General features: G+C 67.1%; 12 protein-coding genes. 2 read left to right on the plus strand and 10 right to left on the minus strand.

Annotated elements, in window-relative coordinates:
• Nucleotides 1-59: 59 nt before the first annotated feature.
• The 5 genes from KA383_15945 to KA383_15965 form a co-directional block, all read right to left on the minus strand.
• A complete protein-coding gene (locus tag KA383_15945) occupies nucleotides 60-2,009 on the minus strand; it encodes a M28 family peptidase (protein MBP7747609.1) in 1,950 nt (649 codons plus the stop codon).
• 242 nt (nucleotides 2,010-2,251) lie between these two features.
• Entirely contained in the window at nucleotides 2,252-3,634 is a 1,383-nt protein-coding gene (locus KA383_15950) for an endonuclease/exonuclease/phosphatase family protein (GenBank protein ID MBP7747610.1), read from the minus strand.
• 100 nt (nucleotides 3,635-3,734) lie between these two features.
• Entirely contained in the window at nucleotides 3,735-5,291 is a 1,557-nt protein-coding gene (locus tag KA383_15955; GenBank protein ID MBP7747611.1) for a hypothetical protein, read from the minus strand.
• Between the two features lie 545 nt (nucleotides 5,292-5,836).
• Complete coding sequence (locus KA383_15960; protein MBP7747612.1) at nucleotides 5,837-7,228, minus strand: alkaline phosphatase family protein; 1,392 nt, start codon at nucleotides 7,226-7,228, stop codon at nucleotides 5,837-5,839.
• A 120-nt stretch (nucleotides 7,229-7,348) separates the two neighbouring features.
• Nucleotides 7,349-10,888: a mechanosensitive ion channel gene (locus tag KA383_15965; GenBank protein MBP7747613.1), complete on the minus strand. Its 3,540-nt coding sequence runs from the start codon at nucleotides 10,886-10,888 to the stop codon at nucleotides 7,349-7,351.
• Between the two features lie 179 nt (nucleotides 10,889-11,067).
• Between KA383_15965 and KA383_15970 the strand changes: the two genes are divergently transcribed.
• The gene (locus tag KA383_15970; GenBank protein MBP7747614.1) at nucleotides 11,068-13,116 is read left to right on the plus strand and encodes an alpha amylase C-terminal domain-containing protein; all 2,049 of its coding nucleotides are present in this window, start codon (nucleotides 11,068-11,070) and stop codon (nucleotides 13,114-13,116) included.
• 234 nt (nucleotides 13,117-13,350) lie between these two features.
• Here KA383_15970 and KA383_15975 read toward each other — a convergent pair whose 3' ends face one another.
• Nucleotides 13,351-13,692, minus strand: coding sequence for a hypothetical protein (locus tag KA383_15975; protein ID MBP7747615.1), 342 nt, complete (start codon nucleotides 13,690-13,692; stop codon nucleotides 13,351-13,353).
• A gap of 215 nt (nucleotides 13,693-13,907) precedes the next feature.
• Between KA383_15975 and KA383_15980 the strand changes: the two genes are divergently transcribed.
• A complete protein-coding gene (locus KA383_15980) occupies nucleotides 13,908-14,270 on the plus strand; it encodes a nucleotide pyrophosphohydrolase (GenBank protein ID MBP7747616.1) in 363 nt (120 codons plus the stop codon).
• A gap of 215 nt (nucleotides 14,271-14,485) precedes the next feature.
• On the opposite strand, the gene KA383_15985 is transcribed toward KA383_15980, so the two are convergent.
• From KA383_15985 to KA383_16000, 4 genes are read right to left on the minus strand one after another with little or no spacing between them, the layout of a single operon-like run.
• Nucleotides 14,486-14,713, minus strand: coding sequence for a DUF3343 domain-containing protein (locus KA383_15985; GenBank protein MBP7747617.1), 228 nt, complete (start codon nucleotides 14,711-14,713; stop codon nucleotides 14,486-14,488).
• The gene (locus KA383_15990) at nucleotides 14,706-15,866 is read right to left on the minus strand and encodes an aminotransferase class V-fold PLP-dependent enzyme (GenBank protein ID MBP7747618.1); all 1,161 of its coding nucleotides are present in this window, start codon (nucleotides 15,864-15,866) and stop codon (nucleotides 14,706-14,708) included. The genes KA383_15985 and KA383_15990 overlap by 8 nt, the downstream gene beginning before the upstream one ends.
• A gap of 21 nt (nucleotides 15,867-15,887) precedes the next feature.
• Nucleotides 15,888-16,100 carry a sulfurtransferase TusA family protein gene (locus KA383_15995; GenBank protein ID MBP7747619.1) on the minus strand — a complete coding sequence of 71 codons (213 nt, stop codon included), beginning with the start codon at nucleotides 16,098-16,100 and terminating at the stop codon, nucleotides 15,888-15,890.
• Nucleotides 16,101-16,104: 4 nt separating this feature from the next.
• On the minus strand, nucleotides 16,105-17,436 hold the full coding sequence (locus tag KA383_16000; protein MBP7747620.1) for a YedE-related selenium metabolism membrane protein: 1,332 nt from the start codon (nucleotides 17,434-17,436) through the stop codon (nucleotides 16,105-16,107).
• Between the last annotated feature and the right edge of the window lie 103 nt (nucleotides 17,437-17,539).

Raw genomic sequence — 17,539 nt, forward strand, 5'->3', positions numbered from 1 at the left:
GGCCGCGCCGGACACGAGCGTCCGGCGCGGCCGCGTGCTTTTGCCACGCAGGGCCTGCCCTACGGCGTGCCCGTCAGCAGCGCGATGAACGGGTTGATGTCGCCAAAGGTGATACTGCCATCGCCGTTGATGTCGCCGTTGGCCGACGGGCAATCCGGATAGGCGGCTGCCCACGCCTCGGGATTCGTCAGAATCAGGATGAACGGGTTGATGTCCCGGAAATCCACCAAGCCGTCGCAGTTCAAATCGCCCACCGGGTACGGCGGTTCGCACAGCAGGCCGGTCAGCCGCACGTCGTCCACGTTCCAGCCCGGATACGTCACGTACGAATCCGTCGGCCCCATGCCCCAGCGGATGTACACGGTTGGCTGATTGTCCGCGATGGTGGCGAGGTCGAAGACCTGCAGTTTCCACGCCGTGTCGGCCACTGCCGCTCCGGTGGAAGTCGCGCTCCAGATCACGCTCCAACTCGTCCCGTTGTTGCTTGCCTCGACGGTGGCCTGGTCATAGTTGCTGTTGGACTCCACGCCCAGCCAGCGCCAGAACTCGAGCTGCACGTGCGTCTGGCCGGTGCAGTCGAACGCCGGCGTGGTCAAGTAGCGCACCGGCAGGTTGTTCGCGTAGTCGCCGGCCAGGTTGTAGCCGTAGACATAGCTGCCGGTGTGCCCGCTGGTCGGGTCGTGGTTGTTCGAGCCACCGCCGGTCGGCGTGCCAAACGCCCACTGCCCCGTGGTCGTCCAGCCCGGATTGCTGTCGAAAGTGTTCTCGTACGCGACGGTGATGCCATAAGCCGCGGTGGCCGCGTAGTAGTTCGTCGGCGCGAGGTACGGATCGACATAGCCTTCGCCACTCGTCGCCTGCGCGCTGAAGTAATACTGGACTTCGGTCCCGCACGCCGCCGCCGGCAGGACGGCGTCGTACACGTTCGGCGTGACCTCCGTCATCACCACGGCCTGCCAGCCGCTGCCGACGTTGTAGTGCAGTTGCCCGGTGCCGGTCGCGGGCTCCGCCCCGCCGACGCCGCTCACGGCGACGCGCACCACCGTGCCGCCCGACGGGGCCGCGTAGTCCGGCAGGCCCTCCGGGTAGCTGAACGCCAGCTTGTACACCGGGATATCGACGCCCGCCGCATCGACGAGCCACCCCACCACGCTGCGGGTCATCTTCACGGCGTAGTTGAAATTGAGGTAGCCCAGGCTCTCGTACTTGTCATTCTGCGTGTGGTAGTAGGGGTTGTTCCACACTTCGCCCTCGATCAGCAGGCACGCCTGGAACCCCGCCGCCTCGAACGGCGCGTGGTCGCTCTGGTCGAGCTGCCCGTTGATCGTGTACGTCAGCCCACCGCTGTACTCGGTCACCGCCGCCGCCAGCGCGTTCTTGATCGGGTTCGATGTGGTGCGGCCATACAGCAGGCAGTGATCCGTGTTGGGGTCATAGCACACCATGTCGAGCGAGATCATGCCGCGGATGTCCTCGCCCGAGTGGGCGTTGACGTAGGCGTGGCTGCCATAGAGTCCCAGCTCCTCGAGGTCGAACGCGATGTAGCGAATGGTGCAGTCCGTCGGGTACTGGCTGAGGATCCGCGCCGCCTCGAGCACCAGCGCGACGCCGCTGGCATTGTCATCGGCCCCGGGGTTGTTCACCGAGTCATAGTGCCCGCCGATGATGTAGATGCGTTCGGGATAGACCGTGCCCGTCTGGGTCGCGACGACGTTCTCGCCCGACTGGCCGCCGTAGGTGAACGGCTCCAGCGCGGCGGACAGGCCGTAGCTCTGGAAGAGGCTCAGGATGTTGTCGCGCGCGGGATCGTGTTGCGCACCGTTCGGCCCACGGCTCTGGCCGCTGTGCGTATAGAGCCAGTTGTTCATAAAGCCCTGGTAGCTCGCCACACTGACCTGCTCGGCCGCGGCCTGCCCTTCGTTCGACGCGAGCGCGAAGGACGCCCCGCCGATCGTCAATCCTGTCACGCACATCACACGCAGGCACCAGTAGATCCGCTTTCCGCTCACGGCACGCTCCTCTGCAGAAATGGAATTGGAACGAACGGGCACGACGCACCGCGCCTCGCTCCTCTGACAACAGGCCCCAACAGCCCCCGGGACGCTGCACTTCACTTCCATACCTCCGGGTCCATTATAGGGCCGCCGCCGCCGGCGCTGCAACCGTTTTGTGCGCGTCCAGCGCGCTCCCAAGCGGACCGTGGGGGGGTTCCCATACGCGGTATGCGCCGTGAATCCCAGGACCCAGCCCGTTACGGCGCGCTGGTCAGCAGCAGCACAAACGGGTTGATGTCCGTGAACCCCAGCGCGCCATCGCCATTCACGTCCCCATTCAGCAGCGGACAGTCCGGATACGTCGCGGCATACGTGGCCGGATTGGTCAGCGCCAGCACAAACGGATTGATGTCACGAAAATCCACCCCGCCATCACAGTTCATATCGCCCGTTGGCCACTGCGGCGGCGCCGGCAACACCAGGTCCGCGACCACCGGCCGGTGATCCGACGCCACCCCGCTCGCCGCGGACGGGCTCGGAAACCCGATCAGCTCCGGCGGATACCACGCTGATGGCAGGCTCGAATTGAAGATGAACGCCCGGCGCAGCGTCGCGATGCTGTCCTGCCAGGCGAGATAATCCAGCTTGCTCGAACCATTCGTGCCGCGCTGGTTGTTATACGGGTTGCGCGCGTCGTCGTAGGTCATGTCCGAGCGGTCGCGGTCCGTGCCGTCGACGCCCCCGATCGTGGCCGCGACCGTCATCCACTCCGCCGGCCCCTTCATCCCGTTGTTCAGCTCGTCCTCGTTCCAGTCCCCGCCGATCACGACCGGAGTCGCATCCGCGAGTATCCGCGTGGCGGCCGGCGAATCGATGATCTTGTTGTTCGGATCGGGCACGCCGGTCCCCGCCCCGTTGAGCAGGTAGTCGATGTAGTAAGCCACGCGCTGCGCCACCTGGACGCGCTCGGTGTGCCCGTCCGTGTACGCCTTGAGGTGCGCATTGCCGATCACGAGATCGCCCGCGTAGGTCTCGTCCGGCAGGTCCAGCTCGCCGAACATGAAACCGCGGATGCCACCCGTGCCGGCCTGCTCCACGTAGGCGTCGGCCAGGATCAGCGGCAAGTCCGCCCGCTTGCTGACCGTATCGCCATTCAGGTCCGCGAAGGGATAGCGGCTAAGGATCGCGTTGCGGTTGTAGCCGTCGGTGACCGTGCTCGCCCAGACGTACGGCAAATCGTAGCCCGGCGCGTACTTCTGCACGTACGCCGCCACCGTCCCACCCAGGAACGGATCGGCGCCGCCGTACAGGAACAGGCCTAGCGTCGTCTCGAGCTGGACCGCCGTGTCAACGCCGCCCGGCGTTCCGTTGCCGTCGTTGTCGCCCGCCTCCTGGATGATCAGCACGTCGGGCTGCATGCTTGCCACGATCCGCGCCAAGGCGTGCCACGCGTTGAGCGCCTCGGTCTTGACAGCGTTCCGGCAGATGCCGTCCTGCACGTTGTACGTCATCACGCGGACGTCCGTCGGGGCCGACTTGCCCCACTCACCCGCCGAAGGGTTCCACTGCGCCCACGCCGATACCGCCATCACCCCCAGCCAGAGCCCGGTGCCCAGCACCAGCACGCGCCTGCGCATCATCACACCCATCCTCAACCCGCCAACAACCTGTCTGCAAAGCCCATGCCCGCGAGCATCCGTATCGGTCTGAACCCAGTGCCGTTCCGCCGCGACGGCCGCGCTACGATCCCGCCAGCAGCAGGATAAACGGGTTGATGTCACGGAAGTCCACGCTGCCGTCACCATTGGCGTCGCCATTCGCCGGCGGGCAACCCGGGTACGCCACCTGCCAGCCCGGCGGATCCGTCAACGCCATGATAAACGGATTGATGTCCCGGAAACTCACCTCACCGTCACAGTTCAAGTCGCCCGACAAGCTGCCGTCGGCGACCACTTCCCCCACCAGCGTCACCACGCGCACCGGCTCATCCGCGGCGTTTGAGGCAACGGTCACCGTACCCAGCTTCGCCCCGGCCGTGGTCGTGTCCATCGTGAGCGTGTGTACGTTTCCAACAGCGTCCGCCAAGGCACAGAACTGGCCCGCGGGCGCCGCGAAGCCGCTCGACGCCGACAGCGAATAACACAGGTCTGCAATCCCCGCCGCGGTCCACAGCGCCACGTCGCCGGCATTCCACACCGCGAGCGGCTGCTCGGCAACCGCGCCCTGCGGCACCTGCCCGAAGTCGACGATCGAGTCCGCACCCACCTGCGCCGGCACGCGTAGATCGAGGAACACCGGCAGGTGCCCAGCCGAGGCCGCGATGTTGATCAGCGCCTGGGCGATGGCGGGGCCGACCATCTGGTTGCTGGCCACCGCGAGCGTTGTATTGAAGGTGGTGCCGTCGTTGCCCCACGCGCGATACGAGTGGTTCGGATCATCCCAGGTCGTGGTGCTGTACGGCACGGTCGCATCGCCAAGATAGTCAAAGCCGTCGCCATCAACGAGGTCGCCGCCAAGCAACAGTTGATCGTGCCGGTCATCCATGCCACCCGCGCCGATCGGATCCTGCGTGTGCACGAACCGAAACGCGGCGTTGTTGTTCCAGCTCCCCGGCGTCGCGATCGGGTCGAAGAACCGGCCCGCGTTGTTCGCCTGGAGCCCGACCAATTCCTGATACGCTGCCTGCGTGGACGACTGAATGTTGAAATCACCGCCCACGACGAAGCTCCACGCCGGATCGAGCGCCTCGGCGTCGTCGCGGATCCGCTGGGCCTCCAACAGCCGGCGGGCCTGGTCCTCCGAGGTTGTGCCCGCTTTCATGTGCGTGCTGTAGCAGGCGAGCGTCGCGCCCGGGCCGGCATAGCCCTGCAACCGCACGTCGTAGCGCATGATGTTCCGCGGGTGGTTCGGCGACACTCCGCCGGTCGCGACGACCGTGACGCCGAGCAGCGTCAGTTTGCTCGTGCGATAGACGAATGCGCTGTCGGTGTCGGGCCCGTCGACGAACGTTGCCCCGGCCCAGTCACCCGGGCTGTTGGGGGCCGTGTTCAGCGCGCTGACGAACGCCGTGACCGCCGACGCTGACAGGAACTCCTGGCACAGGATTGCGTCGGGCAGTAGCGCGCGGTCCTGGTAGACGCCGTAGACCGCGGCCTGGATGTCGGCCGTCCGCCCGCCGCTGTAGTTCGAAATGTTCCACGCGGCGACGCGGAGCTGGGCCTGCGCGGCCGCAGCAGAGAAAATGGCCAGACCCATCGCGAGGCTCCCCAAGGTGCGGAGCCAGGCCGACTTCGTCATGTGCTTCTCTCCTCTGTCGCGCACGATGTACCCGGGCCCGTGCAGGGGCCGCTGCCACGCCGCCGTACCATAGTCCGCCCCGGGGAATCGCACGATTATAACGCCGCCCCCCTCCAGAACCGGCCCCCGCGCGCGAATTTTGCGTGTGGACCCGCGCAGTGAGTGACGCGGCGTGCCCGAAAGTCGAACCTAACTCCTTGTCTTGCCGACGGGTGTGCCACACTCGGGACAGCGGCCGGAGACGTTGCCAGTGAGGTCATAACCGCAGTTGGCACAATGCCCTGGCCCCGGGCCGGGACGATCCAGGCACCAGAGCACGACGGTCGCGCCCGCCAAGACCACGATTACGGGGATTGAGCAGACAGGGTAAGTGAGGTCCCAGTGCCAGCGACTGATCCTGCCGCCGTGAGGTCGCACCCACCCGATCGCGTACCAAGCCAGCACGGATAGCAGGCACGCGATCAAAGTGATCCACTTGACCGGCTTCATCCAGGGTCTAGCCAGAGATTCCCTCCTACGCCACAGCCTCGCTGACCTGGGCAAGACTACCCCGGCACGAGCACCTTCCCGCGCAGGCCCCGTGGGGCCTTCAGCCCCAAGAGCGCCAGCGTCGTCGGCGCCACATCGTACAGGCTCGCGTCCTGCTTTCCCGGGCGCAGCGCCGGGTGCGACAGGATATACATCCCCCCCATTGCGTGGTTCGCATCATCCGGCCCACTCTCGCTCTCAAACGTCCACAGCTCCGGATGCCCCACGGAGCCCACCCCCCGCCAGTGCAGATCACCAAACAGCACGATCAAGTCCGGCGGAAAGCCGGTTAGGTCCTGATAAACCTGCTCCGGCTTGTACACCCGATTGCCCAGCGGCTGCCCGTCCGGGCCGGCCAGCGCCGTCAGTTTCGCGCTCAATTCGTCCCGCAGCGGCTCGACTTCCTCCGGCGGCACAATCCCCTGTGGCTCGCGCCCGATTCGATTGATGAAACACTGCCCCGTGTAGCCGCCGTCGCCCCACACCTTCGTCCGCGTCCAATCCACGTCCGCCAGCTCGAACCGCCGCCGCCCGGTCAGCGGCGTCTTCATCGTGAGCAGCCCCTCGCGGATGAGCCAGTCGTTGATGCAGAAGCTGCCGTCCAGGCACTTCGCGCCGTGGTCCGACACGACCCAGACCGCCGTCCGCGGCAAGTCGAGCAGCTCCAGCAACTGGCCGATCTGCCCATCGATGAACACGTAGTAGTCGTGGATCGCATTCTCCAGCGGGTTGCCGGCCCGATACCGCCGGTGCCGCGGATCCATGTATTGCCAGAATCCGTGGTGGATGCGATCGACGCCCATCTCCACCATCCAGAACAGGCTCCACGGCCGCGTCTTCAGCAGGTGCTTGCAGACCGTGAAACGCTGCTCCGCCATCCGGTGAATCTGCGTGAGCACCGCTTCCTTGTCATCCGCCTGCAGATGCGCCACGTCCAGCAGGTACTCCCCGACCAGGCCGGCGATCTCCTGTGCCAGCTCCGGGGGATGCGTGTAGGCGCTCTTCGTGCTCGGCGTCAGGAAGCAGGTGATCTGGCAGCCGCGCGGCGGGCGCAGGATCGGAAAGGTCTGCGGCACGCCCACAATGATCGACGACTGCCCGACGCGCCCCACCATGTCCCACAGCCGCGGCTGGCGAATTTCCAGGTTCGTTGCCAGGCCGAGGTTCTCATACGTCCAGTCGCGCCGGCAGCGAAAGCCGTACACGCCCAGTGAACCCGGATCGCGTCCCGACGCCATGCAGCTCCATGCCGGCACGGTGATTGGCGGGATGCAGCTTTCAAGCGTACCATGCAGCCCGCTCTCCACCAGCCGACGCAGATTGGGCAGGTCCCCCAGCCAGCGCTCAAACACGAGCGTGGGGTCCCCGCAGTCCAGCCCGATGATGGCGACTTTTTCGACTCGCGTCATGAGGCGCTGCGTCCGTTGGTGACCCGCGCCGGCCCAATCCGGAGCGCGCGGCCAAGCCGCAAGACGCGTACCTTAACCGGGTCGCGTGGGTTCGCAACCACGAATGACGCTTCGGCCGCCCTACCGCTTGTCCGGCTCGGTCAAGGGGTCGTCTGCGGTCGGCCGCGGCTCGGGGCGCGCCAGCCCCGGCGGCAGGCTGCGCACGTGCAGATCGCGCTGGGGAAAGGCGATTTCGATGCCGGCGGCACGGAAGGCCTGGTCGATCGCCTTGTGCAACTGGTGCTTGGTGCGCACCAGCAGGTCAATGTGGCTGATGAACACGCGTAGCTCGAAATCCAGCGTGCTTTCCCCGAATCCGCGAAAGTAGACCCGCGGCTCGGGCTCCGCCAGCACGTTCGGCTCCTCGCGGGCGACCTGATACAGGAGCTTTTCCACGAGGTCCGTATCCGATCCGTAGGCCACGCCCACCGTGGTTACGATCCGCTGCATCGGGTCCGACAGCGTCCAGTTCACAACCTGTCCGGTGATGAACTCCTTGTTCGGGATCACCAGCTCCTTGCGGTCCCAGTCGGTGATCGTCGTCGCCCTGATCTGGATGCGCGTCACCGTGCCCGTGATGTTCCCGATCGTGACAGTGTCGCCGATCCGGATCGGCCGCTCAAACAGCAGCATCAGGCCGGACACGAAGTTCGCGAAGATCTCCTGCAGCCCGAACCCCAGCCCGACGGACACCGCCGCCACGAGCCACTGCACGTTTGACCAGCCCACGCCGATGACGTTGAACACAGTCACGATGCCGACGATCGTGATGACGTAGCGGGCGATGGTCGTGACCGCGAAGCGGGCGCCCGCGTCCAGCGGCAGCCGTGGGAGAATCGTGATCTCCAGCAGTCCCGGAATGTTGCGGGTCAGCACGAACGCCACCCCCGCGATCACCAGCGCCAGCGCCAGGTGTGCCAGCGTGATGTACTCCACGCGCTTGACCGCCGCGACCGCGCCTTCGCCGCTCGGCGCAACCGACTCCACCGTGTACGACCAGAGGTGGACCTTCTTCATGAAGCCCAGCGCCGGCAGCATGTCCGCCCACGTCAGCCAGATGCCCAGTACCAGCGCGAACGCGATCACCGCCCGCAGCAGCTTCCGCGTCTGGGTGCCAATGGTGATCAGGTTGAGCTCCGGCTCCTCGATAAGCGGCGCCTCGCCGCCCGCCGCCTCCGTCTCCTTGGCCTCCTGCAGTGCGGCCCGCCGCTGCCGGGCCTTCTCGACCGCCAGTTTGCGTTGCGCCACCAGCACGGCCCGCAGCAGCAGCGCGTGCAGCACCAGCAGTCCCAGCCCCAGCCGCCACACCGTGCGGTTCAGACGCGCGAAGAACTGCAGCGCCGTGTAGTGATACCCGCTGATGGACGTGGCCGCGTACGCCAGCGGCACGAGCACCGCGGCCACATACCACACGTAGCGCAGCCGGTACAGCCACCCCGCTGCGCCCTTCTGCAGCCAGTTCGCGACGGCCCCCTTCGTCGGGTGCAGCACGCGCGCCGCAAACACCGACAGCGCCACGCAACCGAGCACGAACGCCATCCGCCCGACGGAATCTCCCCAGACCCGCTGCGGGTAGCGCTCCGCCGCCGTGATGATCAGCACCAGCGGCAGGGACACCAGCATGAGCCAGCTCAGGTTCCAGCGCAACACGCGCAGCGCTTCGGTGTGCCAGCGAAAATGAACTTCGCCCAGACCGTCGGGACGGCAGATCTGGCGCATCAACTCCAGAATGAGCCAGGTCACCGTGACCGCCCGCAGCCCCGCGACCAGCGCCTGGGCGGCGCCGTACGCTTCCGGGTCGGCCTCGTTGCTGACCGCCCCGATGCGCGACGCCAGAAACCACAGCGCCGCGGGCCACGGCACGCTCAGCAGGACGGTGCACCACAGCGCGCGCCACGTCAGCGCAAACGAGTCCGTGTACGGTCGCGCCACGCGCTCCCGCATCGCCCCCAGCAGAGCCCGCAGCCGCGGGCGGACCGCCAGCAGCGCCCCTACGGCCAGCCCGGCCAGCGCGTACGGTAGCGGATCAGCACGCACCTCCGCGCCCAGCGCGCGCAGCAACGTGCCGTACTTCCGCGCCGGCTCCTGCCAGTCGCGCGGCACACGCGTCGACAGCAGCGGCGCGGCGCTCCGCAGCCAGAAGATGCGCTGGCTGATGAATTGCGCAAACTCGTCCCGCCGCGCGAGCAACCCGGTCAGCGCCGTCACCCGCTGGATCAGGTCGGTCGAGTAGGCTTCGTAGTCCCGCTGCAAACCCTCCAGCGTCTCGCGCCGCGCTGCCAGCAGCTTGCGCACCCGCGGCTCCATCCGCTGCGCCACCTCCGCCCCGAGCGCCTCCTCGATCGCCCGCTGCACCCCCGCAACCTCTTCCTCCTGGCCCGTCAGGGACTGGCGGATATCATCGAGCTCCGCGATCCGCAGCCCTACCCGCGTGAACTCCTTCTTGACCTCGGCCAGCGCGCGCTCGTACCGTGCCAGCCCATTCAGCTCATCCTGGCGCTCCAGCACCAGCGGCCCGATCACGTCCACGAGCTCTTTGCGGTCGGCGTTCGCGCGCATATACGCGAACTCCCGGCTCAACCGCTCCCCCAGTTCCGCCACGGTCCGCACCTCGTCCTTGCCCGCATCGATCCGCGCCGCGAGTTCGGCCCGCTCGTTTACCAGGCGCTTGTTAATCTCGGCTACATCCTTGACCGCCTGCGGAGCGCGCGCCAACTCCTGCTCGGCCTCCAGCATCTGCCGCTCAACTTCCGCCTGCCGCCGGTCCCGCACGATCCGCTGCAGCGCCGTAACCCGCGCCTGCGCCGCCGCGAGCTCGAGTCGCGCCTTATCCCGACGGGTGGCCAGCAGCTCGCTCCGCGCGTGGAAGAACCGCAGCTCCTCTTCGTAAGCCTTGATTTCCTGCTCGACCGCCCGCCGCTGGGCCACCAACAGCACACGCCGGGCCGTCACCACCGCCGGATTGACCCCCGGCGCCGGCGGCACGCCAACTTCAGCCGTGATCTTCTGCAGCCGCGCGTTGGCGTCGGTCAACAGGTCGGGCAACTCCGCCAACCGCTCGCTGCGCGTCTTCGCGATCGCGTCCAGGGTCGCGCTCTGCTCCTGGCACAGCTTCAACCGCGCCTCGGCATCCGCCAGGAGCTGCGCCAGCTGATCTAGCGTCGCGTCCGCCGGAACGTCCGCCGCCGACGCGCTCGCCGGCCGCGATGTCGCTTCGGCCAACTCCCGCCGCGCCGCTTCGAGCAACTGCGGCGTCTGCTCCCGGGTAGTCTCGTAGTCCGCGATTTTGAGCTCCCAAGCGGCCGCCAGGTTCAGCTGCTCGATCGCCTGCCGGCCGAGCGCGAGCAACTCCGCCTTGGCCGAGTCGGACAGGTCGGTCGCCGCCTCCACCCGCGCCATGCGCTCCTGGATGTTCTCGACGTTGATCCCCGTGACGGGCGTTTCCGTCGCCCCGCCCGGCCGCGAGGTCGCCTGGGTGGTCGTCGGGGTCTCGCCCTCTGGCACGGGCTGCGACGCCGGCGGCTGCTGGGCCTGCGCCAAACCCGTCAGCAGGCACAGGGCCAGCGCCCACACGCGCCACCCGCACCGCGGCACGCTCGTCGGCAGATTGTCGATTCTCATCGCACACCCTCCAAATGAGGGACTCCGAGTGTGCCCAGTATTGCCGCTCGCGACCACGAGCGAAAGTCACCCGCGCTTGACCCCCACCCCTGCTTCGCTATCGTGCAGTGCTCCGGCGACCCGTAAACGCACGTTGCGCCGCGCCGCCGCCCGCTCTCGGCTTAACACGGAAAGCCCGCATGGCAGACTCGACGCCACCCCCCTCCCGCACGGACGGCACCGGCCTCATCGCCATCGACCCCTGGCTCGAACCCCACGCCGACGCCCTGCGCCACCGCTTCCAACGCTACCAAGCCATGCGCCAGCGCATCCTCGACGCCGAGGGCTCGCTCGCCCAGTTCAGCCACGGACACCTGTACTTCGGCCTCAACCGCGGCGAGAGGGACGGCCAGCCCGGCGTCTGGTATCGCGAGTGGGCTCCGGGCGCCATCGCTCTGTCGCTCGTCGGCGATTTCAACGGCTGGAACCGTTACTCCACTCCGCTTCACAAGGACCAGTTCGGCGTCTGGAGCCGCTTCTTCCCCGACGCCGAGTTCGCCGACCGCCTCACGCACGGCAGCCGGCTCAAGGTCCATGTGCACAGCGCGATCGGCCCGCGCGACCGCATGCCGGCGTACATCCGCCGCGCCGTCTGCGACCCCAAGACGCTCGACTTCAGCGGCCAGTACTGGAACCCGCCGCAGCCCTACGCCTGGCGCCACCCCACACCCACGCCGCGCGGCAATCTGCGCATCTACGAAGCCCACGTCGGCATGGCCACCGAGGAGCAGCGCATCGGCACCTATCGCGAGTTCACAACACAAGTGCTCCCCCGCATCGCGAAGGCGGGCTACAACGCCGTCCAGCTCATGGCCATCCAGGAGCACCCCTACTACGGCTCGTTCGGCTACCAGGTCAGCAGCTTCTACGCCGCCTCGTCCCGTTTCGGCACGCCGGAGGAGCTGAAGGAGCTCATCGACACCGCCCACGGTTTCGGCCTGCGCGTCCTGCTCGACCTCGTCCACAGCCACGCCGTCAAGAACCTCAATGAGGGCCTCAACCTCTTCGACGGCACCGACTACCAGTACTTCCACGCCGGCGGGCGCGGCCAGCACCCCGCCTGGGACTCGCTCTGCTTCGATTACGCGAAGTGGGAAGTGCTCCGCTTCCTGCTCAGCAACGTCCGTTTCTGGCTCGAGGAGTACCACTTCGACGGGTTCCGGTTCGACGGCGTCACGAGCATGATGTACCTCGACCACGGGCTCGGACACCCGTTCCTGAGCTATCCCGATTACCTCCCGCCGCATGTCGATGAAGACGCCATCGTCTATCTCCAGCTCGCCAACGAGCTGACGCACACGCTGCGACCCGATGCGCTCACGATCGCCGAAGACGTCTCCGGCATGATCGGCCTGGCACGGCCGCTGCCCGAGGGTGGGCTCGGGTTCGACTACCGCCTCGCCATGGGCGTGCCCGACTACTGGATCAAGCTGCTCCGCCACCAAAAGGACGAGGACTGGAACCTCGGCGCGCTGTGCGGCATGCTGATGAATCGCCGCCCGGGCGAACGGCACGTCGCGTACGCCGAGTCGCACGATCAGGCGCTGGTCGGCGACAAGACCATTGCCATGTGGCTGATGGACGCGGACATCTACTACCACATGGTGAAGGGCAGCCAGAACCTGGTCATCGACCGCGGCGTGGCGCTGCACAAGATGATCCGGCTGATCACGTTCGCGCTCGGCGGCGAGGCGTACTTGAACTTCATGGGCAACGAGTTCGGGCACCCCGAGTGGATCGACTTCCCGCGCGAAGGCAACGGCTTCTCGTACAAATACGCCCGCCGGCAGTGGTCGCTCGTCGATGATCCGCTGCTGCGCTACCACGCACTGGGGGCGTTTGACCGCGCGATGGTCCAGCTCGACGTGGACTACAACCTGCTGGCGCAGACGCCGACCGAGCGGCTGCAAGTGCATGAAGACAATAAGTTGCTCTTCTGCCGGCGTGGACCGCTGGTGATCGCGTTCAATTTCCACCCGCACAAGTCATACACGGATTACCGCGTCGGGGTACCGGATGCGACCGACTACAAGCTCGTGCTGAACACCGACGACATGTGGTTCGGCGGCCACGGCGAAGTCGTTTCCGGGCAGGTCTACCCGCACCAGCGGGTCGCGTGGGACGATCGCCCGCAGAGCATCCAGGTCTACATCCCAGCCCGCACGGCCCTGGTCCTCGCGCCGTTATAGCAGCCGCGCGGCGCGTGTGCCATTGCTCTTGAGCAGTGCGAAGACGTGTAGGGTGGGCATCGCCGACCGCAAAGCAGCGCGTAGGCTGGGCGGCGCCCACCAGCTCAATCCGTGTTCGTCCGTGGCCATCCGCCGCCAACCCAGGACGCGCCGCATGACACGGCCCGCGTACCACTGCTCTCGAGCAGTGCCTCGGCTCGATCGCTGCCCTTCAATCCCGTTGCCACCCACCGGCTAGCGCGGCCACTGGTCCACCACGCGCCGTAGCGGGGTTCCGCATTCGGGACAGCGACCGCTGACGTTGCCGGTCAGGTCGTAACCGCATCGTGCGCAGATGCCCCTTCTGTGCTTCCTCAGGCGCACAACTGCCAGGATCACCAATAGCGCCGCCGCGATGGCAAGCCAGCATGGCAAACTCGCCATCAGTGCTTGCGCGTTCTCCACCTCTGCGGGCGAGGGCGTGTCATCATCGGGCGAGGAGCTCAACAACAGCAGCGTCGGCACCAACAGGGCGAGTAGCGCGCAAACCGCCAAGAAGAGTGCCAACGTATCATGTTGTCGTCCCACGACGACCATTGTGCCGTCCAGACCGCCCGCGGTTCAAGCTCACGATCAGCGTTTAGTCGCTCGGGAGCGATGCCCACCCTACGCATCCGCACTGCTCAAGAGCAGTGGCACACGCGCCGCGCGGCTGCTCCGGCTGACCGCTGACCGCTGAAAGCTGACAGCCCCCCGCATTTGAACCCCCGTCGCCGCCGGCATAAGCTGCCCGGCGTGGCAGGAGAAATCCGATGAGCGATGCATCCACTCCGGTGGCCGAATTACGCAAGATCGTGGCGGACTTTGTCGCGGCCCGTGACTGGCAGTGCTACCACGACGCGAAGAACCTCTCCATGTCGATCGCGATCGAGGCCGCCGAGCTGATGGAGCATTTCCAGTGGGTCCGCAACGAGGAGCTGCCAAACCTCCTGCAAAACGCCAGCGCCCGCGACAAGATCACCGACGAGGTTGCCGATGTGGCCTGCTACCTGCTCGCCCTGGCCAACGCCCTGCAAATCGACCTGACGGCCGCCGTCACCGCGAAGCTCGCCAAGAACTCGACCAAGTACCCCGTCGAGCAATTCCGCGGGCGGTACTACAAACCCGGCCAATAACCGCACCCGAACTAGGCTCAGAACCCCCCCGGCGTCGAACGGGAGGACGAAGCGCCTGAGCCGCGCGCGTGGGAACGGGGGAACGTGAACACGTGGGAACGGCTAAGGCGGGGCGTACCTTCTGCTGAATGGTGGTACCTGTCCCTTCCCGCGACCATATTGGTGACTTTGCACCTTAGTGGTTTTCCTCGGGAGGGCAAAGGTCACGTTGAGCCCTACGTCGCCCAGGACTCGATGCGGTCCACCGGCACGCCTGACGCCGCGAGCTTCTCCGCAGCAACGGCCATATCGGGGGCCAAGATGCGCACTGCCGTCCCGCAATCGCTGCTCAGGTGCCGCGGCGTCGGGATGAGCTTCACCGCCAGCCCCGCTTGGGCAAGCACGCGCTCGGCGAAGACCGCGTGACTGGTCGTATGCACCAGGATCACCGCGTAATCAGCCACGGGACGTTGTCTCTGCCAACTCCGCGACCGCCGCCAGCGCCGTGTCCGCCTCCTGCAGCGTCGTGAAGAGGCCCGGAGCAAACCGTAGCGTACCGTGCGGAAACGTGCCCAAGGTGCGATGCGCCCGCGGCGCACAATGCAGCCCCGGCCGGCAGAGCACGCCGAACCGCTCGTCCAGCGCCTGCGCCACGTCGGACACGGATTGACCGACAAGCGTGAACGCGACGACCGCCGTCTGCTGCCCGGCGTCCTGCGTGCCGTGCACGCGGACGCCGACGATGCCGCGCAGGCCGTCGATCAGACGTTGTGTGAGCATGCGCTCGTGCGTGCGAATCCGCGCCACGCCGGTCTCCAGTACGTAGCGCGCCGCCGCGGCCAGGCCGGCAATGCCGGGCATGTTCGGCGTGCCGGGCTCGTACCTGTCGGGCAAGTCCGCGGGATGCTCCTCGTGCTCCGAGCGGCTGCCCGTGCCGCCTTGCAGCAGCGGCGGCAGGCACTTGACGTCGAAGGCATCGTTGATCGCGAGTCCACCGGTCCCGCTCGGACCAAGCAGCCCCTTGTGGCCGCTGAAGGCCAGCAGATCAATGCCGTCGCGGCGGAGGTCGATCGGCCAGCCGCCGGCGGTCTGCGCCGCGTCTACCAGCAGCGGGATACCGCGCTGTTTGGCGATCGCACTCATCTCGCGAATGGGCAGCACGGTGCCGCACACGTTGGACGCGTGGGTCGCCACGATCAGGCGCGTCGCAGGTTGGATGCACGCGTCGAGCACGGTCGGGGCGAGCGTGCCGTCGGCATGACACGCAACCACGGTGACCGTGACGCCGCGCTGGGCCAGCGCTTGCAGCGGCCGCATGACGGCGTTGTGCTCCATGCCGGTCGTGATGACGTGCGACCCGGGCGGGAGCAGGCCGTGCAGGACAACGTTGAGGGCGGTCGTCGCGTTGTGCATGAAGACGATGCGCAGCGGGTCGGACACGCCGAACAGCTCGGCCAGCGCGAGCCGCGCATCCAAGCGGATGCGTTCTGCCGCGAGCGCCAGCCGGTGTCCGCTGCGTCCCGGACTGGCACCGACGTCACGCAGATACCGCAGCATGGCCTCCGGCACGCAATCAGGCTTGGGCCAGGATGTGGCAGCGTTATCGAGGTAGATCACAGTACGTCCCGCCACAGCCGATTACTTGCGCAGCGTCAGCTCAAACTCACGGCCCTTCTGCTCACAGTTCACCTGCCAGCCGAGCGACTCCGCCGCGCGGGTGCAATTCTGCACTTGCGTCATGCTGTCGAGCAGCACGACCACCGGGCCGCCGGCCGCCTTCTGCAGCGCCTGACGCGTGAGCATCACGGGTTGCGGGCAGGACAGCCCGCGTGCGTCCACTTTCTCCGCCATGGGTTCACCTCGTAGGGGCCAGCTTCTCGCGGCCCAGGATGCCGATGATGCAGACCAGAACCAAGCCGAAGATGACGATGTGCGGCGCGAAGGCCGCGTTGCCAGTCATGAGGAAATTGTGCGCCACGGCGGCGCCGGTCAGCATGCCGAGCACGAACACGCCCGCGTCGCCATCGCCTTCGCCGGAGAGGAATACCTGCCGTCCCGGGCAGCCGCCGGCGAGGGTGAAGCACAGGCCGGCGAGGACCATGCCGCCGAAGTTGAGCCAGCCGTTCGTGTGCGCGGCCGGCTGCATGAGCGCCTTACCGTCGGCACCCGTGCCGAGCGTGAAGCCCGGGTGGAACTGGTGGAGGATCAGGTTCACGGCAAACGCGGCGACGAGAAACGCCAGCACGCCACTGAGCAGGTGCGTATCACGCATGAGGATCAGATCGCGGAAGCCGCCCACGGTGCAGAAGCGGGTGCGCTGGGCCAGGACGCCGATGACGAGGCCGACGAGGATCGAGACCGCGACCGGAGCGGCGGCGGCACCGGGGCCCTTCTCGCTGCGGAACAGGCCGGCGTTCTCGCCGACGTGCGGATAGACGATCGCCAGGACGAGCAGGACGAGCATGATGAAGGGCATCGCGAGGCCGGCCAGCGTACGGGCCGGGTAATGGCGACCGAGGTTGAACCCGAACTTCAGGAATTGCACGCCGGCCGCGATGCCGACAATCAGGCCGGCAATTCCGAGGATGGCGTTCCAGTCGCCGCCGGCCAAGCGCAACATGGCCCGCCAGGGGCAGCCGAGAAAGACGAGGGCGCCGATCATCGCAAACATACCAAGGATGAAACGCACAAGCGGAGACGAGCCGGTGCGCGGGCGGAACTCGCGGGACATCAACGCCGCGAGGAACGCACCCAGGCAGAAAGCGGGGATTTCCGGCCGCAGGTACTGCACCGGGGCCGCGCGGTGCAGGCCCAGCGCGCCGGCGATGTCGCGCGTGAAACAAGCGACGCAGACGCCCATGTTGGGCGGGTTACCGCGCCATTGCAGCGACGCAGCCAGGCCGCCGATGATCAGGCCGACCACGATGATGCCGGTGCGAGTGGCGAAAAAGTCCGGGGTGGTCTTCACAGCGAAAGCCTCCTTGTGTAAACGAGCCGCCGGGGGGAAATGCCAGGAGTGAGGGTGTACTGCGAAGCGCTTGGCGCGCGCGGCAGTGCTATCCGCCGCGCGACATGCGGGGGGCAGTGACAGCAACGGTGGTGACCGGACCCTGGACCAGGGTCGCGCGTCGGCCGCCTCATGTCTTCCGCCGTGCGAACACGGACTGCGCCTCCTGCCGTGGCTCATCTTGACCGCAGCACATACACAGTTCCAGTGTATCAGGGAGCGGGGGTATTACCAAGCGCAGACAAGGGGGACAGGCCAATGCGCGCGTGCCGTGGGCTTGTCC

Source organism: Phycisphaerae bacterium (assembly GCA_017999985.1).
GTDB lineage: Bacteria > Planctomycetota > Phycisphaerae > UBA1845 > Fen-1342 > JAGNKU01.

Bases quoted from the DNA above. Each gene is read 5' to 3' on its own strand.
- KA383_15950 (MBP7747610.1), bottom strand. From the start codon at position 3,634: ATGATGCGCAGGCGCGTGCTGGTGCTGGGCACCGGGCTCTGGCTGGGG.
- KA383_15955 (MBP7747611.1), bottom strand. From the start codon at position 5,291: ATGACGAAGTCGGCCTGGCTCCGCACCTTGGGGAGCCTCGCGATGGGT.
- KA383_15960 (MBP7747612.1), bottom strand. From the start codon at position 7,228: ATGACGCGAGTCGAAAAAGTCGCCATCATCGGGCTGGACTGCGGGGAC.
- KA383_15965 (MBP7747613.1), bottom strand. From the start codon at position 10,888: ATGAGAATCGACAATCTGCCGACGAGCGTGCCGCGGTGCGGGTGGCGC.
- KA383_15970 (MBP7747614.1), top strand. From the start codon at position 11,068: ATGGCAGACTCGACGCCACCCCCCTCCCGCACGGACGGCACCGGCCTC.
- KA383_15975 (MBP7747615.1), bottom strand. From the start codon at position 13,692: ATGGTCGTCGTGGGACGACAACATGATACGTTGGCACTCTTCTTGGCG.
- KA383_15980 (MBP7747616.1), top strand. From the start codon at position 13,908: ATGAGCGATGCATCCACTCCGGTGGCCGAATTACGCAAGATCGTGGCG.
- KA383_15995 (MBP7747619.1), bottom strand. From the start codon at position 16,100: ATGGCGGAGAAAGTGGACGCACGCGGGCTGTCCTGCCCGCAACCCGTG.
- KA383_16000 (MBP7747620.1), bottom strand. From the start codon at position 17,436: ATGAGCCACGGCAGGAGGCGCAGTCCGTGTTCGCACGGCGGAAGACAT.